26 protein-coding genes and 3 pseudogenes are annotated in these 22,004 nt (G+C 69.4%); 8 read left to right on the top strand and 21 right to left on the bottom strand.

Translation table 11 applies throughout. The features are described 5' to 3' along the window. The first annotated feature begins 284 nt into the window (after window positions 1-284). The 3 genes and pseudogenes from ACGFRF_RS34720 (at window position 285) to ACGFRF_RS34710 (ending at window position 2,582) form a co-directional block, all read left to right on the top strand. Window positions 285-1,013, top strand: a complete 729-nt coding sequence (locus ACGFRF_RS34720; RefSeq protein WP_393746883.1) for a dienelactone hydrolase family protein — start codon at window positions 285-287, stop codon at window positions 1,011-1,013. Window positions 1,014-1,137: 124 nt separating this feature from the next. Continuing rightward, window positions 1,138-1,386: pseudogene (locus ACGFRF_RS34715) on the top strand (helix-turn-helix domain-containing protein); the annotation flags it as partial. Window positions 1,387-1,628: 242 nt separating this feature from the next. Further along, window positions 1,629-2,582: a LysR substrate-binding domain-containing protein gene (locus tag ACGFRF_RS34710; RefSeq protein ID WP_393746881.1), complete on the top strand. Its 954-nt coding sequence runs from the start codon at window positions 1,629-1,631 to the stop codon at window positions 2,580-2,582. A 448-nt stretch (window positions 2,583-3,030) separates the two neighbouring features. On the opposite strand, the gene ACGFRF_RS34705 is transcribed toward ACGFRF_RS34710, so the two are convergent. Next, a complete protein-coding gene (locus ACGFRF_RS34705; protein WP_393746879.1) occupies window positions 3,031-4,062 on the bottom strand; it encodes a zinc-binding alcohol dehydrogenase family protein in 1,032 nt (343 codons plus the stop codon). A gap of 138 nt (window positions 4,063-4,200) precedes the next feature. Between ACGFRF_RS34705 and ACGFRF_RS34700 the strand changes: the two genes are divergently transcribed. Next, entirely contained in the window at window positions 4,201-4,554 is a 354-nt protein-coding gene (locus tag ACGFRF_RS34700) for a winged helix-turn-helix transcriptional regulator (protein WP_393746877.1), read from the top strand. 220 nt (window positions 4,555-4,774) lie between these two features. Here the strand turns inward: ACGFRF_RS34700 and ACGFRF_RS34695 are convergent, their stop codons facing one another. From ACGFRF_RS34695 to ACGFRF_RS34620, 16 genes and pseudogenes are all read right to left on the bottom strand, one after another. Next, window positions 4,775-5,092 carry a putative quinol monooxygenase gene (locus ACGFRF_RS34695; RefSeq protein WP_393746875.1) on the bottom strand — a complete coding sequence of 106 codons (318 nt, stop codon included), beginning with the start codon at window positions 5,090-5,092 and terminating at the stop codon, window positions 4,775-4,777. Window positions 5,093-5,147: 55 nt separating this feature from the next. Further along, window positions 5,148-5,873, bottom strand: a complete 726-nt coding sequence (locus ACGFRF_RS34690) for an SDR family oxidoreductase (protein ID WP_393746873.1) — start codon at window positions 5,871-5,873, stop codon at window positions 5,148-5,150. 51 nt (window positions 5,874-5,924) lie between these two features. Further along, on the bottom strand, window positions 5,925-6,488 hold the full coding sequence (locus ACGFRF_RS34685; protein ID WP_393746871.1) for an NAD(P)-dependent oxidoreductase: 564 nt from the start codon (window positions 6,486-6,488) through the stop codon (window positions 5,925-5,927). Then, complete coding sequence (locus tag ACGFRF_RS34680) at window positions 6,394-7,425, bottom strand: LacI family DNA-binding transcriptional regulator (protein WP_393746896.1); 1,032 nt, start codon at window positions 7,423-7,425, stop codon at window positions 6,394-6,396. The genes ACGFRF_RS34685 and ACGFRF_RS34680 overlap by 95 nt, the downstream gene beginning before the upstream one ends. Before the next feature lie 40 nt (window positions 7,426-7,465). Next, the gene (locus ACGFRF_RS34675; RefSeq protein ID WP_393746869.1) at window positions 7,466-8,632 is read right to left on the bottom strand and encodes a Gfo/Idh/MocA family protein; all 1,167 of its coding nucleotides are present in this window, start codon (window positions 8,630-8,632) and stop codon (window positions 7,466-7,468) included. Continuing rightward, window positions 8,629-9,396: a ThuA domain-containing protein gene (locus ACGFRF_RS34670; protein WP_393746867.1), complete on the bottom strand. Its 768-nt coding sequence runs from the start codon at window positions 9,394-9,396 to the stop codon at window positions 8,629-8,631. The genes ACGFRF_RS34675 and ACGFRF_RS34670 overlap by 4 nt, the downstream gene beginning before the upstream one ends. Window positions 9,397-9,665: 269 nt before the next feature. Next, window positions 9,666-10,325, bottom strand: coding sequence for a ThuA domain-containing protein (locus ACGFRF_RS34665; protein ID WP_393746865.1), 660 nt, complete (start codon window positions 10,323-10,325; stop codon window positions 9,666-9,668). 167 nt (window positions 10,326-10,492) lie between these two features. After that, window positions 10,493-10,741 (bottom strand): hypothetical protein, encoded by a 249-nt coding sequence (locus tag ACGFRF_RS34660; protein WP_393746864.1) that lies wholly within the window; start codon window positions 10,739-10,741, stop codon window positions 10,493-10,495. Between the two features lie 545 nt (window positions 10,742-11,286). Then, the gene (locus ACGFRF_RS34655; protein ID WP_393746862.1) at window positions 11,287-11,640 is read right to left on the bottom strand and encodes a UBP-type zinc finger domain-containing protein; all 354 of its coding nucleotides are present in this window, start codon (window positions 11,638-11,640) and stop codon (window positions 11,287-11,289) included. Beyond that, a pseudogene (locus tag ACGFRF_RS34650) lies at window positions 11,637-12,280 on the bottom strand (ATP-binding protein); the annotation flags it as partial. The gene ACGFRF_RS34655 and the pseudogene ACGFRF_RS34650, both read right to left, overlap by 4 nt. 10 nt (window positions 12,281-12,290) lie before the next feature. Further along, window positions 12,291-12,737 (bottom strand): (4Fe-4S)-binding protein, encoded by a 447-nt coding sequence (locus ACGFRF_RS34645; protein WP_393746861.1) that lies wholly within the window; start codon window positions 12,735-12,737, stop codon window positions 12,291-12,293. Next, complete coding sequence (locus ACGFRF_RS34640) at window positions 12,737-13,057, bottom strand: GNAT family N-acetyltransferase (RefSeq protein WP_393746859.1); 321 nt, start codon at window positions 13,055-13,057, stop codon at window positions 12,737-12,739. Before ACGFRF_RS34640 ends, ACGFRF_RS34645 begins: the two co-directional genes overlap by 1 nt. Before the next feature lie 106 nt (window positions 13,058-13,163). Further along, window positions 13,164-14,135 (bottom strand): alpha/beta hydrolase, encoded by a 972-nt coding sequence (locus tag ACGFRF_RS34635; RefSeq protein ID WP_393746857.1) that lies wholly within the window; start codon window positions 14,133-14,135, stop codon window positions 13,164-13,166. Window positions 14,136-15,016: 881 nt separating this feature from the next. Continuing rightward, on the bottom strand, window positions 15,017-15,337 hold the full coding sequence (locus ACGFRF_RS34630; RefSeq protein WP_393746856.1) for a transposase: 321 nt from the start codon (window positions 15,335-15,337) through the stop codon (window positions 15,017-15,019). Continuing rightward, entirely contained in the window at window positions 15,286-15,624 is a 339-nt protein-coding gene (locus ACGFRF_RS34625; protein ID WP_393746854.1) for a YciI family protein, read from the bottom strand. The genes ACGFRF_RS34630 and ACGFRF_RS34625 overlap by 52 nt, the downstream gene beginning before the upstream one ends. 167 nt (window positions 15,625-15,791) lie before the next feature. Next, window positions 15,792-16,154, bottom strand: coding sequence for a hypothetical protein (locus tag ACGFRF_RS34620; protein WP_393746852.1), 363 nt, complete (start codon window positions 16,152-16,154; stop codon window positions 15,792-15,794). Window positions 16,155-16,371: 217 nt separating this feature from the next. On the opposite strand from ACGFRF_RS34620, the gene ACGFRF_RS34615 reads away from it, so the two are divergent. Both ACGFRF_RS34615 and ACGFRF_RS34610 read left to right on the top strand, forming a co-directional pair. Continuing rightward, the gene (locus ACGFRF_RS34615) at window positions 16,372-17,334 is read left to right on the top strand and encodes an SDR family NAD(P)-dependent oxidoreductase (protein WP_393746850.1); all 963 of its coding nucleotides are present in this window, start codon (window positions 16,372-16,374) and stop codon (window positions 17,332-17,334) included. 129 nt (window positions 17,335-17,463) lie between these two features. After that, window positions 17,464-18,063, top strand: coding sequence for an HD domain-containing protein (locus ACGFRF_RS34610; protein WP_393746848.1), 600 nt, complete (start codon window positions 17,464-17,466; stop codon window positions 18,061-18,063). Window positions 18,064-18,190: 127 nt separating this feature from the next. Here ACGFRF_RS34610 and ACGFRF_RS34605 read toward each other — a convergent pair whose 3' ends face one another. From ACGFRF_RS34605 to ACGFRF_RS34595, 3 genes are read right to left on the bottom strand one after another with little or no spacing between them, the layout of a single operon-like run. After that, entirely contained in the window at window positions 18,191-18,517 is a 327-nt protein-coding gene (locus tag ACGFRF_RS34605) for a DUF1048 domain-containing protein (RefSeq protein ID WP_393746846.1), read from the bottom strand. 1 nt (window position 18,518) lies between these two features. After that, a complete protein-coding gene (locus tag ACGFRF_RS34600; RefSeq protein WP_393746845.1) occupies window positions 18,519-18,875 on the bottom strand; it encodes a DUF1048 domain-containing protein in 357 nt (118 codons plus the stop codon). Then, window positions 18,872-19,198, bottom strand: coding sequence for a PadR family transcriptional regulator (locus ACGFRF_RS34595; protein ID WP_393746843.1), 327 nt, complete (start codon window positions 19,196-19,198; stop codon window positions 18,872-18,874). The genes ACGFRF_RS34600 and ACGFRF_RS34595 overlap by 4 nt, the downstream gene beginning before the upstream one ends. 318 nt (window positions 19,199-19,516) lie before the next feature. Here ACGFRF_RS34595 and ACGFRF_RS34590 point away from each other — a divergent pair, with 318 nt between their 5' ends. Both ACGFRF_RS34590 and ACGFRF_RS34585 read left to right on the top strand, forming a co-directional pair. Continuing rightward, window positions 19,517-20,203, top strand: a complete 687-nt coding sequence (locus ACGFRF_RS34590; protein WP_393746841.1) for a TetR/AcrR family transcriptional regulator — start codon at window positions 19,517-19,519, stop codon at window positions 20,201-20,203. Between the two features lie 68 nt (window positions 20,204-20,271). After that, entirely contained in the window at window positions 20,272-21,189 is a 918-nt protein-coding gene (locus tag ACGFRF_RS34585; RefSeq protein WP_393746894.1) for an MBL fold metallo-hydrolase, read from the top strand. Between the two features lie 90 nt (window positions 21,190-21,279). On the opposite strand, the pseudogene ACGFRF_RS34580 reads toward ACGFRF_RS34585, so the two are convergent. Beyond that, a pseudogene (locus ACGFRF_RS34580) lies at window positions 21,280-21,925 on the bottom strand (LysE family translocator). Between the last annotated feature and the right edge of the window lie 79 nt (window positions 21,926-22,004).

Raw genomic sequence — 22,004 nt, 5'->3', positions numbered from 1 at the left:
CGCCACCAGATACGAGAAGACCGCGGTCTCCTACGAAGCAGCGGTCACCCTCGCGTCATTTCTCCTCTGGGCAAGATCCGTTTGAAGACGGACCCCAGTGCCGCCAGGCAGCCTTCGTCCCGGCGGGGAGCGGGTGTTGATCTCTGTGATACGTTCGGCGCCGCCGTGCACAACTGCGAGTTCAAGGAGGTGAGACCGATCGACGCTGTGACAGGTCGGGGCTCCCTCCTTCGCATGGCCTAGGGAGCGCCCGCGCAAGGCATCCCGAAAGGCTTGAAACGCTGATGCGCTTCACCTCCCAGACGTCTTCGGATGGCGTCACCGAACAGTTCTTCACCCTCGACGAGATCCCCGGCGTGCTGTGGACGCCGGAAGACGCCTCTGGCACGCGTCCCCTGATTCTGCTGGGCCACGGCGGCAGGCAGCACAAGATGGCCCCCAGCACCGTTTCCCGCGCCCGCTGCTACGCCGCCGAGGGCTTCGCGGTCGTCGCGATCGACGCGCCCAACCACGGCGACCGGCCCCAGGACGAGGAGTTCGGCCGGATCGTGGCCGACATGCGGGCCGGCATGGCCGCCGGTGAGAACCCGGGCGCGCTGGTCGCCGACATGCACAGTTATCTGGCCGGTCAGGCCGTCGCGGATTGGCAGGCGGTCCTGACCGCAGTCCAGAGCCTCGACCAGGTCGGCGTCGGACCGGTGGGCTACTGCGGTATGTCGATGGGCTGCGGGCTCGGCATTCCGCTCATCGCCGCAGAACCCCGGATCCGAGCCGCAGTGCTGGGCCTGCTCGGCGTGCACGGGCTGGCCGAGGACGCCGCGCGGATCACTGCACCGGTGCAGTTCCTGGTCCAGTGGGACGACCAGATGGTTCCGCGGGACCAGAGCCTGGCGTTGTTCGACGCGCTGGCCTCATCTGAGAAGACGCTGCACGCCAACACCGGCAAGCACGGGGACGTGCCGTCGTTCGAAGTGGACAGCTCACTGCAGTTCTTCACCCGGCATCTGAGCTGACACACGTCACTGTGCTCGACGTGCCGGCCGGAACGCCGTTCCCGGCCAGCGTGTTCGGTCCAGACTGTCCGGCACGGCCGAGCGGGTGCAGGTGCGGGAGATCGATGACGACGAGGGGCAGCGCCTGCTGCGGATCATCCGCAGGGGCGCAGGGTCGGTGGTGACCTGGCGGCGGGCCCAGATGGTGCTGCTGTCCGCTCAGGGCATGCCCGTGGTGAAGATTGCCGAGGTGACGTTCACCAGCAAGGACCGGGTCCGAGACGTGATCCACAACTTCCACACCGATGGCTTCGACTCGCTCTACCCGAAGGACAAGGGCGGCCGGCCGAAGACCTGCACCCTGCCCGAACGCCGGGAGATCAAGAAGATCGCACTCCCCCCGCGGACCGACGGTCACCGTGGGCAATATCGCGCTCTCCTTCCACCGTGCCGCCGCCGCGGTCACCCGTCGTGTACCGCTTATGCCCGGTGGGCTCGCCGATCGCGGTGTGCCGCCGGGTGCCCGGAGCGGGCCGTCCCCGGCGGAGGCCGCGCTTCCGGCGTGCGTTCGTCATGTCCCCGGGCGCCACCCATAAGCCCAGGAAGTGTCTTACATCGTTTCTATATGCTCAGCGCATGGCAACGCTGCGTCAGCTCGAATACCTGGTGGCCATCGTCGACGAGGGCTCCTTCACCCGTGCCGCCGAAAGTCTGAACGTCACCCAGCCCGGACTCTCCCACCAGTTCCAGGCGCTGGAACGCGAGGTCGGCGGACCGCTGTTGGAGCGGTTGCCACGCGGCGTGCGGCTCACCCCGGCCGGCCGGTCGATGCTCCCGCACGCCCGGGCCGCTCTCGCCGAGGCCGGCCGGGCCACCGTCTCCGCGCGCCGGGCCGCAGGCGTCTCCACGGGGGAGTTGCACCTGGCGGCGCTCTACTCGGTCAGTTCCGGCGTGCTGCCCACGGTCCTCGGGCAATGGCGCCGACGGCATCCAGGCGTCCGGATCAGACTGTTCGAGCACCGCCGGGGCGATGAGATGGCGCAGGCCATGGCGGCCGGCCAGGCCGACGTCGCGGTGGGTCCCCTGCCGGACGACTGGGAGGGCACTGCCCGGCACATCGGAACCGAGGAGTTCCTGGTCGTCACGCACGTCGACGATCCCGTGGCATCCGCGGACCGCGCGCCGGACGTCCGGCTCGCCGATCTCGCCGAGCGGGAGTGGGTGCACTTCACGCCCGACAGCGGTCTCTCCGACATCCTCGACCGGGCGTGTGCCACGGCCGGGTTCCGGCCCCGCATCGCGGTGCGCACCGAGCAGGCCGCCTCCGCCATCGAGTACGCCGCGGCCGGGCTCGGACCCACGCTCGTGCCCGCCAACACCATCCCGCCGCACTTCGGCGGCGCCTTCCTGCGGCCCGACCCGCCCCTGCTCCGGCAACTGACCGGGTACACCCGTACCAGCCCCGACCCGGTCACCTCGTCCTTCCTGGAGGCCCTCGGCGACCATGCCCCGCTCATGCCCGCCCACGTCGCCAGACGCCTGCGCGGCACCGGCCGCCGCGCCCGACGCCCGCCCCGAAGCGCCGAGTGAGCGACCTGCCCCATGAGTGGATCGGGCGAGCGATGGTTCCGGCCGGCGACGAACCGACCCCGGTCCAGATCGCCGCGCACATCGAGACGGCCATCGGGCGCCCGCTTCCGTACGCCCAGATCCCGATGGAAACGATCCGCGCGGTCAACGAGCAGTTCGCGTTCGCCCACGAGTGGCTCGACGAACGCGGCTACCGCGCCGACATCGCCGCGCCACACGGCAGATCCACCCCGCTGCGACGGACTTCCGCACCTGGCTGCAGCGAACCGGTGCAGCCCAGATCACGGCGTTCCTGGACGACCAGGAGGCAGCCAGCCGGCACCGGTGAGCGGCCGGCGACCCTGACTCGGGCGCATCGGAATCTGGGCAGGCGGACTCGACAACTGCCTGTCGCGCGCGGACGGTGCCCGACGGATCCGCGGGGAGCGAGCCGTCGGGCGGAGCGTGCTCAGAAGCCGGTCATCGTGATCTTGCCGATGGCCTTGCCCGACTCCAGGACGCGGTGCGCCTCGCGCAGGTGCTCCGCGTTGATCGTGCCGAGGTCGGTGGTGGCGGTGGTGGTGAGGATCCCGGCGTCCACCAGGCGGGCGATCTGGTTCAGGATGTGCCGCTGCACCGCCTGGTCGGGCGTCTGGTGCAGTGAGCGGGTGAACATGAACTCCCAGTGGAAGGAGATGCTCTTGGACTTCAGCAGGCCGATCTCGAGAGGGCCGAAGTCGTCGATGGCGACGAGGCGTCCGAGCGGCTTGAGGATGTCCGCGTAGGCGGCCAGGTTCCGGTCCGTGCCGGCGGTGCTGAAGACGAAGTCCACTCCGCCCGGTGCCGCCTCGGCCACCTGCGGGGCGAGGGGCTCGCGGTGGTCGACGACATGGGACACCCCCATGCGGCGGGCGAACTCGGTGGTCTCCGGGCGCGAGGCGGTACCGATCACCGTCAGGCTGGTCAGCGCGCGCGTCAGCTGGGCCACCATCGCACCTACGCCGCCCGCGGCCGCGGTGACCAGCAGGGTGCCGGTCTTCTCGAGAGCGCCGTCGCGCAGGCCGAGGTGTTCGAAGAGGCCCTCCCACGCGGTCAGCGAGGTCAGTGGCAGGGCTGCCGCCTCGGCGAAGGAGAGGGTGGCGGGTTTGTGACCGACGATGCGCTCGTCCACGGTGTGGAAGAGGGCGTTGGTGCCGGGCCGGTCGATGGCTCCCGCGTAGAAGACCTCGTCGCCGACCTCGAACGCCTCCACCTCGTCGCCGACGGCGACGACCGTGCCCGCGGCGTCCCACCCGAGGACCTTCGGCTCGCCGCCCGGATCGTTGCTCTGCCGCACCTTGTAGTCCACCGGGTTGACCGCGATGGCCTCGACGCGTACCAGAAGGTCCCGGGGGCCGGGCTGCGGCACCGGCAGCGTGACGTCGACGAGGCTCTCAGGGTCGTCCACGGGCAGGCTCTTGCGGTAGGCGACGGCGGGCATGGTGGCCGGGATCTCACTCATCTCTTGCTCCTTGTGGTGCCGCGGTGTCGGTGCGTCGGTAACGTAACTCTGGGGAGGTAGTAACTTGCAACGGCGCCTACTTCCCGAAGGGAAGTAAGCTGGTGGGCGTAGTTTCCATGAGGGAGGGCACGACCATTGGTGACGATATGCGCATCCGAACGGCACGATCACCACGACGTCTACGCGGCCCAGTGCCCCTGTCGTGAGGTGCTGGATCTGCTGGCCAACAAGTGGTCGGCGCTCGCGATCGGGGCGATGGAGGAGGGACCTCAGCGCTTCGGGGCGCTGCAGCGGCGCCTGGAGGGCGTCAGCCCCAAGGTGCTCACCTCCACGCTTCGCCGCCTGGAGGAGAAGGGTTTCGTGGACCGGACCATCTACCCCGCGGTGCCGCTGCACGTGGAGTACGCGCTCACCGACCTGGGCCGCAGTGTGGCCCGACCGCTGGCGCAGCTGCGGATGTGGGTGGAGGACCACATCGACGAGATCCCGTAGGTCCCGCCCATGAGCCGGGCCGGGGCTCCGGCCGACGCCGCTCAGCCCGTGGCCAGGCGCCACCGCTGACGAACGGTCAGATCGCAGTCGCGGCCGCGGCCGGCCCGCCGTCCGATGGCACCACGCGGTTCCGTCCCACGCCCGGCCCCGCCGCCCCCAGGACGGTATCCAGGGGCGGATGACGCAGGAGGCGGCGGTGGTCAGATGCGCAGGGCCGGGGTCAGATGTCCAAGGGCCTGAGCCGTTCGATCCGGATGCCCCCGTCCGTCAGTTCCCCGGCGAGCGCGGCGAACGCGCGCAGGTGCTCGCTCTGCGAGTGCGACCGCAGGTGCTCCTCGCTCTGCCACACCTCGTGCATCACCAGCAGACCGGGATCGTCCAGGCCTTGGTGCGGCGCGTAGGTCAGGCAGCCCTCCTCTCGCCGGGTGGCCGCCACCAGCGGCGGCAGGGCGTCGCGCAGCTCCTTCTCCTTGCCGGGGCGCGCCTGCATGCGGGCGACGAGGACGATGGGCGTGCCGGTTTCCCCGGTGCTGGTCATGGCGTTTCTCCTGGGGGTGCGGTCGTGCGGTCGTCGTCCGGTTCCCCGTCCCGGCCTAGGCCAGACGGGCGCCGCCGTCGACGTGCAGGACGGTGCCGGTGACGTACGGGTTGTCGATGGCGAAGAGGACAGCCTTGACGATGTCGTCGGGGGTTCCGACGCGCCGCGCCGGGTTGCTGTCGGCGACCTTCCGGAGGAATGCCGGCTTGGCGTCGCCGAGCTTGTCCCAGGCGCCGCTGTCGACGATGCCGGGGGAGACGGCGTTGACGCGCAGCGGGGCGATCTCCACGGCGAGAGCCTGTACGAGGAAGGCCAGTGCCCCGTTCGTGGTCGCCATCACGGTGCGCTCGGGCGCCGGACGCCAGGCGGCCACGCCGGAGAAGAAGGTGAACGAACCGCCCTCGCGCGCCTGGCCGGACAGGTGCTTGGCGAGGAACAGCGGCCCGATCACCTTGGCCTCGAACGCGCGTCGGACGTCCGCCGGCTCGAGATCGGTGAGGGGGCCGTTGGCCGGAACCGCCGCCGTGGACACCAGGTGGTCGAAGGTGCCGACCTCCTGCGCCAGCCGCGCGACGGAGGCGTCATCGGTGATGTCGAACGGGACGATCCGCGACTCGCCCGGCAGTTCACCGGCCGTCTCCTTCAGCCTGCCGGCATCGGGACCGGCGAGGACCAGCTCGGCCCCCGCCGCCGAGGCGGTCGCAGCGAGCCGGCGGCCGATCGCGGACCCGGCGCCGATGACGACGAGTCGCTGTCCGGAACGCTCCTGGGCGATGCTCACGGGAAACTCCTTGGGTTGGGGGCCGTCGCTCGGCCCGCGTCGCAACTGCGTTCACTCTCCGGCCCAGCCGCCGATGAGGCCAATGAATGTTTTTGTCGCCGCCCATAAGTGACGCGCATGGCCGCCGCCCGCCGGACAGACGACGGTCATCGTGTCGAGGAGCTCCCACTTGCTCGCGTACCGGCGCAACTGCCGTATCAGGAAAGTTGTCGAGTCCGCCGTGAAGGCGTGTGGGACGGCGGCATGAGGAGTGATCAGCACCTCCGGGTGCCGCCACAGCGGGTGCCCACCGGGCAGGGGCTCGGGGGCGACCACGTCGAGGGAGGCGGGCGAAGCACGAGGGCGCGCTGCCCGCGCTTCCAGGCGGGCGTGGTCCGCGTCCCGCACATGGACGGTGGCCGGACGGCGCCCCGCCGACGCACCGTCCCGCGAACGGGCGTGGTGCAGAGCAGGCCCGAGTCCGACGCACCGTCCCGCGAACGCGCGTGGTGCAGAGCAGGCCCGAGTCCGACGCGCCGTCTCAGGAAGGGGAGTGGTGCAGAGCAGGGCCCGTACTGTCCCGGACCACGAGGGTGGTCGCCAGTTCGACCCGGCGGCTCTCCAACTCTTCGCCATTGATGAGTCTGAGCAGGGTGCGCAGGGCGCTGCCGCCCATCTCCTTGAGTGGCTGGCGCACGGTCGTCAGGGCGGGAGAGACCCAGCGGGCTTCGGGCAGGTCGTCGAAGCCGATCACGCTGATGTCGTCGGGCACCCGCAGACCGGCCCCGGCCAGTGCCTCGTACCCGCCGATGGCCATGTGGTCGGAGCAGATGAAGAGAGCGGTCGGGGGTTCACGCAGCGCGATCAGCGCCCGGACCTGCTCGGCGCCGCTGGCCCGTTCGTAGGTGCCGTGCCGCAACAGCTCCGGCGACACCTCGATGCCTGCGGCGGCCATGGCCGAGCGGTAACCGGCGATGCGGGCCCGGGCGTAGAGGTGGTCGGGCGGGCCGGTCACCAGTCCGATGCGGCGGTGGCCTCGCTCCAGGAGGTGCGCAGTCGCCTCGTACGCACCGGCCCAGTTCGTCGTGCCCACGGACATCACGTCGGGGGATGGGTCGCTGAGCGGGTCGATGACGACGCAGGGCACTTGCGCCCGCCGCAGCCGCGCCACCTGGTTCGCTGTCGGCTCGATCAGGCCCAGTACCACGCCGGCGCTGCCGCGTTCCAGGATGCGGTCCACCCAGTCCGGGCCCGGCTGCCTGCCGACCGGAGGGGAGGTGCGCGCCACGGAGATCACCACGTGCACGCCGGCCTCGTACGCCGCCGCCTCCATGCCGCTGGCGACGCTGGCGGGCCACGAGCCGTCGAGCCCGCTCATCACCAGATCGACGGTCCGTACGGTCGGCCCCGTGGCGGGGATACCGCGACGCACGTACCGGTGCTCGCGCAGTGCCGAGTCCACCTTGGCGCGGGTGTCCTGCGAGACGTCCGTCCGGTCGTTCAGGACCTTGGAGACGGTGGAGACCGACACGCCTGCCGTCTCGGCGATCTGGGCGAGGGTGGGGCGCGGCAGCCGGCTCGCTGCCTCGGGCCCTTTGCCCGCCGACCTGACGTCATCCAGCACGGTGCAGTCCTCTCGGTGTGACGGCCAGCGCCTCGCCCACCGACGGCCAGGCACGCAGGCGTGCCGCTTCCGGCCCGGTGGCGGCCGTGAGCGCCTCGGTCAGGGCCTTCTCGAGCAGCGGCCCGATGTGCACGCGGCGGTCGGTCCGCGCGGAGGCCACGGCGGCCGTCACCATGGCGAGGCTGAGCACGTTGGCGTGCACTTCGCCGGTGGGCGTGACACCGGTGCGCAGGGCGTGGACGAACTCCGCGAGCGCGCCCGCCACTCCCTCCGGACCGCAGGCCGCCTGCCCGGCCTCGCCGTCCGCGAGCGGTACGCCGTCGGCGTCATGGAGCTCGGCCTCGGGCGGGTGCTCGCCGTCCCAGGCGGCCGACCCCAGCTCGCCGCTGAGCCGCCAGGCCCCGTTCCACGAGGTCTCCAGGCCCATGCTGCACCAACTGCCGTTGTAGACGTAGCGGATGCCGCCGGTCATCTCGAAGACGGCCGTGGCAGCGGCGTCGCCCGCGTACCAGCTCCACGACGGGTTGTACGCCTCGCACCGGACCGACACCGGTTCCGCGTCCAGGAGCCAGCGGGCGGTGTCGAAGGGGTGGATCGCCATGTCGAGGAGGAGCGGATGGGCCATGGTCTCCCGGAACCCGCCGAAACGCGGAGCCCGGAAGAAGTCGGTGGTGAGGATGCCCGGCCGGCCGAGCAGGCGCGCGCGGTCCCGGAAGGCGGCCAAGTGGCGGTCGTAGCGGCGCGACTGACTGACCATGAACAATTCACCGGCTGCCTCGGACGCTGCGACCAGTCGCAGCGCCTCGGGCACGGTGGCGGCCACGGGCTTCTCCCCGAGGACCGGCAGCCCGAGGGCGAGTGCCTGAAGGGTCACGGGCAGGTGAGCCTCGGGAACGGTCACGTCCACGACGGCGTCGGGCCGGGTGGCCGCCGCCAACGCGGCCACGTCACGGCCGGTGGGCGTCGCCGGCACGCCCGCCCGGCACACGAGCGCCTCGGCCGCGGCGGGGACGAGGTCGACGACGCCCGCGAGTTCCGTGTCCGGCGAGGCCAGGATCGCCCGGAGCCAGACACGGGCCATGCCGCCGGCCCCCACGACCAGGACACGCAGAGGACCGCCGTCCGGCGGCAGCGTCCTGAAGGACTGGGGTGTCACGCCTGTCCGCCCCCGGGTTCGAACCAGCCGGGTTCGCTGTGGATCAGCCGGGGGACCGACCGGTCCGCCTCGGGAGCCGCCCAGCGCACGGCGTTGGCGATGACGCGGCGGACGTGCGGATGGTGATAGACGGGATAGTCCTGGTCTCCGGGGCTGAAGAAGAAGATCTTTCCGTGGCCGCGCCGGAAGGCGCAGCCGCTGCGGAACACCTCGCCACCGCTGAAGGAGCTGACGAAGACCAGTTCGTCGGGAACGGGAATGTCGAAGTACTCCCCGTACATCTCCTGCTCGTCGATGACGAACGGGTGGGGCACGCCGGCCGCCACGGGATGCGCGGGGGCCACCGTCCAGACCACTTCGCGGTCGCGTGCGCTGCGCCAGCGCAGCGTGCAGCTCGTGCCCATGAGCCGGGTGAAGATCTTCGACCAGTGCCCGGAGTGCAGCACGATCAAGCCCATCCCGGCCAGCACCCGGCGGTGCACCCGGGCCACCACCTCGTCCGACACCTCCCGGTGCGCCAGATGCCCCCACCAGGTGAGCACGTCCGTCGCGGCCAGCACGTCCTCGGTCAGTCCGTGCTCCGGCTCGTCCAGCGTCGCGGTCCGCACCCTGACTCCCTCACCCAGGTGCTCGGTGACGGCCCCCGCCACCGCGCCGTGCATGCCCTCCGGATATCGCGCGGCGACCTCGGGGTCCTGCCGCTCGTGCCGCCCCTCGCTCCAGACGGTGACCTGCAAGGGGCCCGGTGTGGCTGATGACGACATGGCTTCTCTTCCCGGTGCGATGCGGACGGCGAGGCACCAGGGCGCTCCGTGCGGAGCACGCCGTCGCCGACAGGATGCGTTGTAGAACTACCGGCACGCGACTGCGAAATGTGCGAAACAACCGGTAGTGAAGCTAGGAGATCGCAGTGGACGCCGTCAAGGCACCGGGGAGCCGCGCAGAAGGCCCGGCCGGTGCCGCCGGGAAGGACCGGAGGCATGCGGTCGCCGGTCGGCGGCGCTGATCGTGGCGCCGCGGACGCGCCGGTGCGTCACCGGCTGGCCCAGAGCATCCCGCGCTCGGTCAGCGCGCGCACCTGGGGAGTGTCGAAGTCGTCAGGGCGGCAGCCGAGGGTGGAGGCGAAAACCCGGCCGCGCCCCCACGTCCTGGTCCACACCGCCGGTACGGTCGACGCCCCCGGCCGGCTCTCATCGCCGTCGAAGGTGATGGTCGCCAGGACATCGATCAGGGGATCGTTGAGCGCCCAGTACCGTTCGGTGCGGGTGTCGAAGTCGCGCAGGCCGGTGATCACCGGGTGGTCAGCGCGCTCCGCGGCCAGTCGTACCCGGCGACGGCCGGTCTCCGACGGGTCGAGCTGGAACCTCCCCCCGACGAGCAGTTGGTAGTCGAGGTCCTCGGAGAAGGTGTCCACGAGACCGGCGTGCCAGCCGGCGAGTCCCGTACCGCCCTGCACGGCTGCCCGCAGTCCGGCGCTCTCCTTGGGCGTGATGTCGCCCCCGGGCCAGCACTGCACCACCAGGTCGGTCTCTGCCAGCAACTTCTTGTCCTCGTAGACCTCCAAGCAGTCCTCCACGAGGACATCGAATCCGTGTCGGGCGAGGAAGGGAAGGAAGAGGTTCGTGGTCTGGACGGGGCTGTCGCCCTCCCGGCCGTCGCGCACGATCAACGCCTGTCGTCTGGCATAGCTCATGGTGCTCGCTCGGTCCTCTCCGTAGGAGCCGGAAAAGCGGACTGCACAGTGCTCCGAAACATTGCGCAAAAACGAGTAACGCCTGACGGTTGGGACTGTAGGAATCGGCCCGGTCGGCGTCAAGAGATCTCACACCGCGGCATCGGACGGGACAACGTCTCGAACGCTCACGGGGTCAACGCCCCACCACGCAGCCACAGGCGCACGCCGATCCCGGTCACTGGCGGCCTGCACGGTCGCACGGGTATGCGCCAGGTCATGTCTGCCTTCCCGTCTCCGGCCGTGCTGACCTGGGCGACCTCGTCGAGACGCGCTCCGGCCGGTACGGCGAGCCGTCCGCCGGTGCCGACCGACTGCAAGGCGCTCGTCGAGACCTTCGGCGACGGCACGTCCGTCGGTTTCCACGGCGCGTTCATGCCCGATGACCTCGCCAAGAGCACCGAGTTGGCGGCGAGCCTGTGCCAGGCGCCTGGGAGCCGCATCCGCCGTTCCCGGCCTCGGGCGGGCTGGTGCCTTGGATGGGCGACGCACACGAGCAGTCGTGCCACTGGATCACCGAGGGCCGGCCCCCGGCCCGACCGGTGTGCCCGTCCACGTCAACGGAGCCGAGCCGGAGGCAGGGGAGCGGTTCGACTGCGTACGGCCACGGAGTACCTGTTCCGTCACCTCACTGCCGATTCGGTCGGCAGCACGCTTTGGGGCGCGGCCCGGTGCCATGTCCTGTGACTGCAGGGCGTGTTGGAGACGGGCCGAGAACTGTGAGGGACAACGAGAGAGCGCGGAAGCCCGCACACGAGCCCTTTCCGTCCTCAGCACTGGCGAGGCAGGCTGAGGACGGCCGGTCGAGGCTCGTGATGCGGGCGGTCGAGCAGCGGAGCCGGGGGCTCACGGCCCTGGCCGGGTCCTTGCGCATGGCCGAGCCGTCGTCGCATTCCGATGAGCGTCGCGCGGGAAGAGGTGTTCAGCGCCGCAGCCGGCGCACCCAGTCTTCGGGCACTCGGCCCGCCGGACCCGGGACCGGCTGTTCCTCGGGGTGGCTGCCAGGCGGTGCGAGTTCCAGTTCGACGTCCAGAACGTCCTTGTGGGCGAAGTCCCAGAACCAGTCCTCGCCCGGCTCGAAGCTCTGCACTACGGGGTGTCCGGTTGCGTGGTAGTGGGCGGTCGCATGCTGGGACGGTGAGCTGTCGCAACAGCCGATGTGACCACAACTGGTGCAGCGCCTGAGGTGGAACCACCAGCCGTTCGTGGCCTCGCATTCCACGCAGCCGGTGCCGCTTGGCGGGACGGTGGGATCGATACCGGCGTCGCGGGTCATCGGGGCTCCTTGCGGTTGGGGTCGAGGGTCGTGAGGGGGAGCAGTACCTGGAAGCGGGTGTCGCCGGGTACGGATTCGACCTGCAGGGCGCCGTGGTGTTTGTCGACCACGATCCGCCAGGAGATGTCGAGACCGAGTCGGGTGCCCTCGCCTACAGGCTTGGTGGTGAAGAAGGGGTCGAAGATCCGTTCCCGGATCCCGGAGTCGATGCCGGTGCCGGTGCCGGTGCCGGTGCCGGTGTCGCGAGGTGCGAGATGCGTGCGGTGGAATCCGCTGTCTCGTTCGTCAGCAGTTCGGTATCGACTGTCTGGCCGAGCCAATCGGTTGCCGTCGGCAGGGTGGCGTGGCCGACCGACGCTGCGATGCGGTCCAGCCATGCGGTGTCCAGGCCGGCTTGGACGAAGGCTGGTGCTGTCTGCAGACCCTGCTCGATGCCATGGTCCTCCAGCCGGTCGGTGATGATGTCCTCTTGGCCGGCGGCCTCCAGCGGGCTGAGGTGTGGCGCCTTGGCTACTCGGTGGGCCGTCTGCTGCTGGATCTCGATCAGCGCAGCGAGTACGACCCTGGCGAACGGACCCTCGGTGATGACGGCGAGGGTGTGTCGCATGGCGGCCACCCGCTCGCGCAGCGTGGCGACCGCGTCGGGCCGATCAATCCCGCTGCCCGCAGGGCCCGGAATGGTCACAGAAGGGCTGGTTCGCGGATCTGCCGCAGCCGCACAGCATGGCCCGCGTTTCGCGACGAATACCTCCAGCTGTTTCTATGTGCAAGTCGCCGCGCATATGCAGTGTTCCATCCGGATGCCGCTGTAGGTGAGTGGGCCGCTGTGGTTCTTCGTTGCGCTCTGCGCGCATGTGGTACTGCAGGGCGCCACTCGGGCAGCGCCTTACCACTTCGGCTACCACAGCCGCGGGCTCGGCGTCGACGACGATCCACGGCCTGCGATCGGCATCGAAGACCGACGGCAGCCCGCGCAGGCACTCCGCCTGGTGGAGGCAGATCCGGGATTCGTAGCTGACAGCGATCTCAGCGGCCTCATAGCGCTTGGCGCCGGGCCGCCTCGTGCGATCCTCGCCGCCAGGAGACGGTGTGGCCATCAGTCGCTGACCTTGCTCTTGCCCGAGTAGACCAGCGCCTTGTACTCAGGATGCCGGGCGATCCAGCCCGCGTAGAACGGGCAGACGGGCAGAACGGCGAGACCGGCAGCGCGAGCCTCGTCCAGTGACGAGCGGACGAGCGCCGCGCCGATGCCCTGCCCCTCGTAGCCGGTGTGCACCTCGGTGTGCACGAAGGCGATGAGGCGCTGTGTGCGGATGTACTCGGCGAAGCCCGCGAGTTCGCCGTCGATGAGAGCCTCGTATCGGTTCGCTTCCGCATTGTCGACGATCTGCGCGGCCGGCGTCTGTGAGTCGCTCATGCTGGTCCTCTCCGGTGGGATGTGTTGCTGGCCGTCCGAGTGTGCCATGGGGTCACGGCCTCCGCGGCGGCCGCCCGTGAGTGCGGGCAGCCGCCGGCGACGGGGGTCACACCGTGGTGCCCAGTGCTTCCTTGAGGGAGGCCACGGCCAGCAGGACGGCGTGCTTGGCCGCCTCGGTGTCGTGCAGGCCGTTGACCATGACGAAGTCGTGGACGATTCCGCCGAACCGGGCGTTCGTCGCCGGCACACCTGCCTGGCGCAGCCGGGCGGCGAAGGCCTCGCCCTCGTCACGCAGGACATCCGCCTCGGCCGTGATGATGAGGGCCGGCGGAAGGCCGGCCAGCTCCTCCAGACTGGCTCGCAGCGGCGACGCGGTGATCGCGGAACGCTCCTGCTCGCTGAGGGTGTACTGGTCCCAGAACCACTTCATCCCCTCGCGGGAGAGGAAGTAGCCCTCGGCGAACTCCTCGTAGGAGGCCGTGTCGAAGGCCGCGTTGGTCACGGGGTAGAACTCGACCTGCTTCACGAACCGCACGTCGCCGCGCTCCTTCGCCAGCAGGGTCAGGGCGATGGCCATGTTGCCGCCCACCGAGTCCCCGGAGACGGCCATCCGCGTGCCGTCCAGGTTCTTGTCCGCGCCGTTGCTGACCACCCACTGCGCCACCGCGTAGCTCTGCTCGAGCGCGACGGGGTAGCCCACCTCGGGGGAGCGGTCGTACTCGGGGAAGACCACCGCGGCGTTGACGCCGACCGCCAGGTCACGCACGAGCCGGTCGTGGGTGTGCGCGTCGCCGAAGACCCAACCCGCGCCGTGCACGTACAGGATGACCGGCAGTGTGCTGTCTGCCGAACCCACAGGACGCACGATACGGACCTTCACACTGCCCGTCGGGCCGCCCAGCACCTCCACCCACTCTTCGTCGATCTCCGGCTTGAAGATCGGCGCGTCCTGGACCTGGTCGACCGTCTTGCGTCCCTCCTCGGGCGTCATCTGGTACAGGAAGGGCGGCTTCGAGGTCGCATCCACGAAGGCTTGTGCAGCGGGCTCCAGAGCAACGTTGCGAGGATTGCCGGCCATGATGTACTCCCTACTCAACGGGGCTGTGAACACACACCAGCTTGGTCTGCCGCCTCGGCGGAAGCACCTCGGATCAAGGCGGAAACACCTCAGATCCAGACCAGATCCCCGGCGGCCGGGCAGAGAGGAGCTTCGCGCGGGACACGGGCACCCGTGGCAGCGGACGTGGCCGTCGTCTCCCCCTCCCGGCGCGAGGAGCCGGTCGCGGCTTCGAGATCTGCGCGAGACGTGGCGCATGCGCGGCCTGGAAGCCGCCGCTCTCCAAGGGAGCCGGCCCGTCGAAGTCATCGATCTCATCGGTCACATGGTCGCGCCCGCAGGGTTGTTGTCGATGGGCAGGCAGTGGCGGTGACACTCCGGGTTGGTGCCATGGAGTGGCCGCCTGCCGGAGCGGGCGCTTCCCCCTGCGCGCCGTCTGGCAGTTCGGGCCGCCCACACTGCGCCGAGAAGGCTTCCGGCTCAGTGGTTGTCAGGCGCCCACGCGGCCGCATCGGCGACGGCAGCCGTCGCCCACGCGGCCGCATCGGCGACGGCAGCCGTCACCTGTGCGGCGGCGCGGGCCGCATGGCCGCCCACCTTTCCGGGCGACCATGTGTCTCCTTGTGACGTCGCCTCACCAAGCGCCCCGAAGCGCCGGAGCCGCATCTTCGTGGTCCACCCGCCCCGGGAGCGCCCGGGCCCGTGACCGGCGGCTCGGCCCTTGGCGGCTCCTTCTGCCCGGCGCTGTCCCGTCGGGTGCCAGCGGCCTGCTGGTGCGCCCGCGTGATCCGGAGTCGACCGAGGCTTCCCAGCAGATCTGCCCGCCCCCGTCCGGCCAGAGTCCGCAGCGCGTCCAAGACCTGGTTCCAGACGCCCTCGCGCTGGTAACGGCGGAACACCCGCTACAGGCTCGACCACGGCCCATACCGTTCGGGCAGGTGTCGCCACGGACACCCCGCCCGGACCCGGTTCCGGACCCCTTCGACCCGCAGGCGCAGGTTCCGCGCCGGACGACCGCTCCCCGCGACCGGCGGCAACGCCTCGACCACCGCCCACGCCTCGTCCGTCAGATCAGGCCGCCCAACCGCGTCGCCCACAGGCCCGCGACAGCCGAACCCGCAGGTCACATGCCACTTCCGACCAGGCTCCAGCCGCGACGGGTCGTCTTCGATCAGACGGCTGGGTCGGGCATGATCTCCCGGACCTCTTGCGCACAACGGCATGCGGCAGCGATTTTGGCAGCCCACTCCAGCGCGTCCTCACGTGAGGGCACATCGATGATCGAGAACCCGCCGAGGACCGCCTTGGTCTCCGGGTACGGGCCGTCGGTGACGGTCCCGTCGGGGGCCACGACGCTCGCCTGCTGCCTCTCCAGTCCACCGCCGAAGACCCACACACCGGCGTCCTGAGCCTCCCGCACCACCTTGTGCGAGGCCTCGGCCACCTCGGGCAACTCCTCCTCGGGGAAGGTCATCGCGCCGTCGTCGAACGAGATCAGGTACCGCGTCATAGATGGCTCCCTTGGCCGTCGGCCTCCTTCGGCCGCATCTCACCATACGACGAACACCTCCCTCCGGGACCGACACACCCGCCCCGTGCCTGGGTCGTTGTCGGCGGCGTGGGGCGGGGCGATCTGACAGATGCCGAGCGCTCGGAACATGAACCCTCGGACAGGGTTCACACTGTGCCGCCGCCCTTCCGGTTACCCCCACCAAGCTGACCCACCAACATGACGATGAGGCCGGCAAGGAGAATCGCGGCGCCGATCAGCGTTCCCGACGGCCGAGCACCGGAATCGCTGATCATCAACCCGAAGACCAGCTGCCAGCACAACGCGAAGGCCACCACCAGCTGACCCCAGCCGTAGATCCGCGGGGCGCGAACATGGCGGCGATGCATGGGAAGCACCCAGCCGCTGCTAACCGCCGCAACGCCGGAAGCGGCGATGAGCAGCACCAACAGGACAAGAGGCACGGCGAGATACAGCTTCACGGTTTCTCCCCTGCGTACCGGGCTCATGCCCGACGACAGCGTGATCATGACATCGGCTGCGTCGCACGTCCAGCAAGTTGGGCGCTGTCTGCGATAGGGGCTGCCCGGGGTGCGAGTCCTGGGACCGCTTTCCTTTCCGTCGCAGGCACACTCATCACATCGGACGCTCGCGTATAACCGCTGGACGATCAGCGATAGTACGTCCAGCAGTACGTCAGTACCTTCAGGTGCGTAAGCACACCCAGCGCTCCCTGAGGATCCTCACATGAACGCAGCACCTCGGATGACGACTCCCTTCGCTCCCAGCGCGACCGCTCTCGAGGTCCTTGACGGCGTCGACCTCACAGGGCACCGCGCTGTGGTCACCGGTGGCACCTCCGGCATCGGCGCGGAGACCGTCAGAGCCCTCGCCCTGGCCGGTGCGGAGGTCACCGTGGCCACCCGCCGCCCCGAGACCGCAGGACCACTTACCCGCGAATTGTCTGGTATTCCTGGGGCAGGGCCAGTGCGCGCGCAGGCACTCGAATTGGCGGACCTCACTTCCGTACATGATTTCGCCCGGGAGTGGCAGGGCCCCTTGGACATCCTTGTGGCGAATGCCGGAATCATGGCGCTACCCACGCGGGTGACGACTCCTGAAGGGTGGGAAATGCAGCTGGCCACGAACTACCTGGGGCACTTCGCGCTGGCCGGTGCACTTCTGCCATCGATGCAGGCGTCCGGCTCGGCACGCATAGTGATCGTGAGTTCGGGAGCCCACCGCGGTTCTCCGTTCGACTTCGAAGACCCGCAGTTCGACCGGCGTCCTTATGACCCTTGGGTGGCATACGGACAGTCCAAGACGGCCGACGTCCTCTTCGCCGTGGGTGCCCGCCGCTGGTCGACCGAGGGCATCACCGCCAATGCGGTCAACCCCGGCTACGTACTGACCAACCTGCAGCGGCATCTCGATGACGACACGATGCGTTCGTTCGGGGTGATGGACGACGAGGGAAACGTGAAGCCCCTGCCGTACTACAAGACTCCGTCCCAAGGGGCCGCGACGTCCGTACTGCTGGCCGCGTCTCCCTTGCTGGCAGGCGTGACCGGCCGCTACTTCGAGAACAACCAGGAAGCCGTGGTCGTGTCGGGGGACCAGGGCGAGTCCAGTGGTGTTGCCGCACACGCCGTCGATGCGGCGGCAGCGGACCGCCTGTGGAACTACGCCACTGGCGTGCTGTCCCGCTGAGGCGCGCGAACCCGGGCTGCAGCACCTGGATCGTGCCCGCACCTGACGCGATGCCTGTTGGATATCCTGGGAAAACAGGGCGCAGCGGCTTTCTGCTGTGCACAACGAATCGAACCTGGACTGGCGTGGATGGATATCTCGTTCGGTGGCTCCGCCGGAAACGCGGCTCACGAGTACGTACGCACGCTACTACATCCTGCGATACTCAATCACAGCATTCGAGTCTGGCTCATCGCCGATAGTGCAGCCGGCCGCATGCCCCTTTCACCGGTAGAGCGAGAAGCGCTGGCCGTCGCATGCCTGTTTCACGACGCTGGCACCTCGCCTGCATATGACGGGCCACAGCGATTCGAGGTGGAGGGCGCCGACGCGGCCGTAGAATTCCTTTCCGGCAATGACTGGGATCCTTCGTTGAAGAAGCAGGTATGGGAGGCCATCGCCCTGCACACCTCCCCGGGCATCGCGGAACGGATGGGACCCCTGACCCGCCTCGTCCGCCTGGGAGTGGTCACGGATTTCGGCAGCGCGGACACAGTTGAGGTCGACGCAGACGTGCACTCGAGGTTGCAGCAGTTTCCGCGCGCTGACATCGAGGTGGTGCTCGGCGATTCCGTCGTGGCGCAGGCCGTCAGGCGCCCCGGCAAGGCACCAGCGTCGACTTGGCCGGGCTGCCTGCTCGCCGCACACCTTGCCAATCCCGAGAACACAGGCATCAACGACGCTTTCTGACGACCCGGCAGGCGCCGACGGCAGCCGACCACAGCCGACGCGCCGGGCGCCAACCCTACGCATCGTCCACCTGGGCTGCCGACAGTCCCCTCGGGTGGGCTATGCCCGCCGGCATGGGCGGCGGGCGTTACTTCTCGTCCGGGTCGGGTTCCCCGCTGATGGATTCCTGGTAGACGTCCGCGTAGGTGGGGGAGTCCTTGACCAGGTCGTCGCAGAACGCGGCGACGTCGGTGCCGATGAGTTCCAAGACTCCCTTGCCCGCGGCGACGCCCTCCTCGAAGAAGTCGACGATCCCAGGGAGCAGGGGCCCGTCGGGCAGGTTGATCGGTCCGACCTTGAACAGGTACCTCTGCATCTCCTTGTAGACGATCTGGTAGTCCGGCGGGAGTGCCTTGACCCGAGCCACGTGCGCCCGCCACTGTTTCTTGCCCTCGATGATGTCGTGGATGCTCACGTCAGCCTCCCAGCCGGCTCAATTTCCTTGCGACGTTCCTGTTCAACTGCTCGCGCCACCGGTCGCGATAGGTTCGAGCCCCTTCTCCACCGACCAACGCCGTGCAAAAGCCCCGGATGTCGTCGCCGAGCACCTCGTGGACGCTCTGTCCGTCCGCCGCTGCTTCTTCGAGCAGCCCCAGGGCGGCGTCGAGGATCGGCGTCAGGTTGCGGCCGGTGAAGTCTGCATGGGGGAAGAGGTGGCCCTTGATCTGTCCCCACGCCGCCCGGTAGTCGTCCGGCAGGGACTCGGCCCGGGCTTCGAAGGCCTTCCAATCCCTGCTGAGATCGCTGCCTGTGACGGTCTCCCAGAAGTTCATCTCCCGCCCTCCTTGAGCCTGTCGATGCGTGATGAGACGTACTGCCATTTCGCCCAGAACTTCGCGAGTTCTTCGCGTCCGGCGTCGTTGAGCGCGTAGAACTTGCGCGGCGGACCGACCCCGGATGGTCGTTTGGTCACCTGGACGAGTCCGTTCCTCTCCAGCCGCAGCAAGATCGTGTACACCGTCCCCTCGATGACGTCGGTGAAGCCGAGCGCGTTCAGCTGACGGGTGATGGCGTACCCGTAGGTTTCCTCGCTGCCGATGATTTCGAGCACGCACCCTTCGAGCGTGCCCTTCAACATCTCCGTCAGGTCGTCCATCGCGGGTGCTCCTCAGCCCTGGTCGGTACTGCGTGATACCAAGTACCGCTATACGGTACCACTGAGTAGTGGAGGGTGGCAGTGTCGATCGAGGACCGGGGCGTTGAGGGGATGACCTACGAGCCCCCACTGACTGCGAAGCCCGGCTGTGCGCCTGGCGTGCATGGCCGCCGCATTACCGGAGTCGAAAATTTGACTGTACTGTAAAGTAAAGAATTGAGCGCGATGGATCCAGTGGGGCCGCCGACCGGGACGACATCGGCACCGACGCCCCCGGCCGGCCTGGGGACCGGCAGGGCGAGCGAGGAGCGGAACGGCATGAGGGAACAGCTGAGCGCGGACCGACTCGTGGCGAGGCGGACGGAGCCCGGACGCCGCAGGTCGGCCTCCGACGAGAAGATCCTCACTGCGGCGAAGGAGCTTTTCCTGGCCGACCACTACGACGGCGTCACTCTGGAGAGGGTCGCCGAGCGCGCCGGTGTCTCCCGGCAGACCGTCTACAACCGCTTCGGTTCGAAGGAGACGGTCTTCCGGGAGATGGTCCGCCACCACTGGTCGGCCTTCGCCGGCCCGGACCGGCGGCTCGCCGAGCGCGACGTCGGCGCAAGTGCCGAGGAGGTGCTGCGCGGATTCGCCCTGGCGCTGCAACGCTTCGCCACCGAGACGGACCAGATCCGGTTCGCGCGGCTCGTGGTGACGGAATCAGGGCGTCTGCCGTGGATCGCGGACGAGTTCTACCGGCTGGGGAAGGGCCCGGTCGTGGCGGCGTTCGTCGACTGCCTCGACGACCTGGTCCGCCGCAGCCTCCTGCACTGCCCGGACACCTACCTGGCGGCCCGCCAGTTCATGGGCCTCGTCCAGGAGTTCCTCGTCTGGCCGAGAGTCATGGGGTTCGAGGAGGAGACCGCAGTCCAGCCCGCTCACGACGTGGTGATCGAGGAGGCCGTACGCAGCTTCATGGCCCGGTACGCACCCGCGCCGGACGGTCCGGCGCGGCCCGCCTGACCCACCGACCGTATCTGTCTGCGATCCCTGCCGCACTCTACGGAGGTCCCATCGTGCCCGCGCACAGCATGTCGCTCGGCGACGTCGAGATCACGCGCGTCGTCGAGTGGTCCGGCCCGATCCGTACCACCCGCTTCATCATCCCGGACAGCGACGAGGAGACCTGGCGGCGCAACCAGGCGTGGCTGGCGTCGGACTTCTGGACCCCCGCGGATGACGCCTATCGCTGCCACATCCAGACCTGGGTCCTGCGCAGCGAGGGCAGGACCATCCTGGTGGACACCGGGGTCGGCAACGATCGGGAGCGCCCGCAGGTCCCGCAGTTCGCCGGACTGCAGACCGACTTCCTGGCCCGCCTGCGTGCGGCCGGCGTCGAACCCGAGGACGTCGACGTCGTCGTCAACACGCACATCCATTACGACCACGTCGGCTGGAACACCGAGTGGCGTGATGGGCAATGGGTTCCCACCTTCCCCAACGCCACGTACCTGATCCCCCGCGCCGACCACCTGTACTTCGACCCGGAGAACCCCCGTCGCAGCCGGGCGCCTCGCGACGAGCACGAACGCGTGCGCTGGGAAGGCAGCACAATCGTGTTCAACGACAGCATCGCCCCCATCCACCGCGCCGGACAGGCTGTGCTGTGGGAGAACGCCCACCGCATCGACGGCAACCTGCTGCTGGAGGCCGCACCGGGCCACACCCCCGGTTCGTCCGTCCTCACCTTGCGTTCGGGCACCGAGCGCGCCGTGTTCGTCGGGGACATGCTGCACAGCCCCGTCCAAGTCCTTGAACCCGGCTGGAACAGCTGCTTCTGCGACGACCTCCAGCTCGCTGCCAGGACGCGCCGTGCCTATCTCTCCCGCGCTGCCGAGCTGCGCGAGCTCGTCATCCCGGCCCACTGGCCGGGGCACGGGGCCGCCGAGGTCCGACGAGACGGCGACGGCTTCGCCATCACCGCGTGGGCCGCCTTTCCGCGCGGCTGATCCGGACCAGCAGTCGCTGAGTCGGCCACCGGCCTTCGACCGCGCGACCTGCAAGATCCCTTGTCCGCCCGCTGATCCGAACGAAAGTCCCTAGTCGGCGCGACCGGTGATGGCCACCGCTGCGCCGAGTCCGATCATGGCCAGTCCACCGGTGCCACCGATCAGTGCCGTCCGCCGGGGGGAACGGCCCAGCCAATCACGCGCGGTGGAGGCGGTCAGCCCCCAGATTCCGTCGGAGAGCAACTGCAACAGGGCGCCGGCCAGACCGAGGAGAAGCATCTGGGCGCCGACGTGACCGGCCTCGCGGTCGACGAACTGCGGCAGCACCGCGGTGAGAAAGACCACGCTCTTCGGGTTCGTCACCCCGACCACGAACCCCGCCCGTACAGAACCTCCGGCGCTGCCGCCGGGCGACTCCGCGGTGACGCTCGTCGTCACCGCCCGGCTCCTCCAGCTCGCCCGCAACGCCTTCGCACCGAGAAGGACCAGGTAGGCGGCGCCGACCAGCTTGATCGCGCTGAAGAGCAGGACCGACCGCTCGACCACGCTCCCGACCCCCAGAGCCACGGCCACGACCAGGACGTAGCCGCCGAGCGCGTTGCCCAGTACGGAAGCCAGTGCTGTGCCACGTCCGTGGGCCAGGGCACGTCCGACGACGAACAGCACGCTCGGTCCAGGGATGGCGGACAGCTAACGACATGGTGCAGAAGGCGATCAGCTGGTGGATGTCGACCATGAGCCGATCGTCTCCGGCGAAGGCGAGACTCACCAGACCGACTTTCGACCTAGGCCCTGTCGTCAATCTCCCGTCTGCC

The sequence above is a fragment of the Streptomyces sp. NPDC048521 genome, from assembly GCF_043199855.1.
Taxonomy (GTDB): domain Bacteria; phylum Actinomycetota; class Actinomycetes; order Streptomycetales; family Streptomycetaceae; genus Streptomyces.
This window is presented reverse-complemented; position numbering and strand designations above follow the sequence as displayed.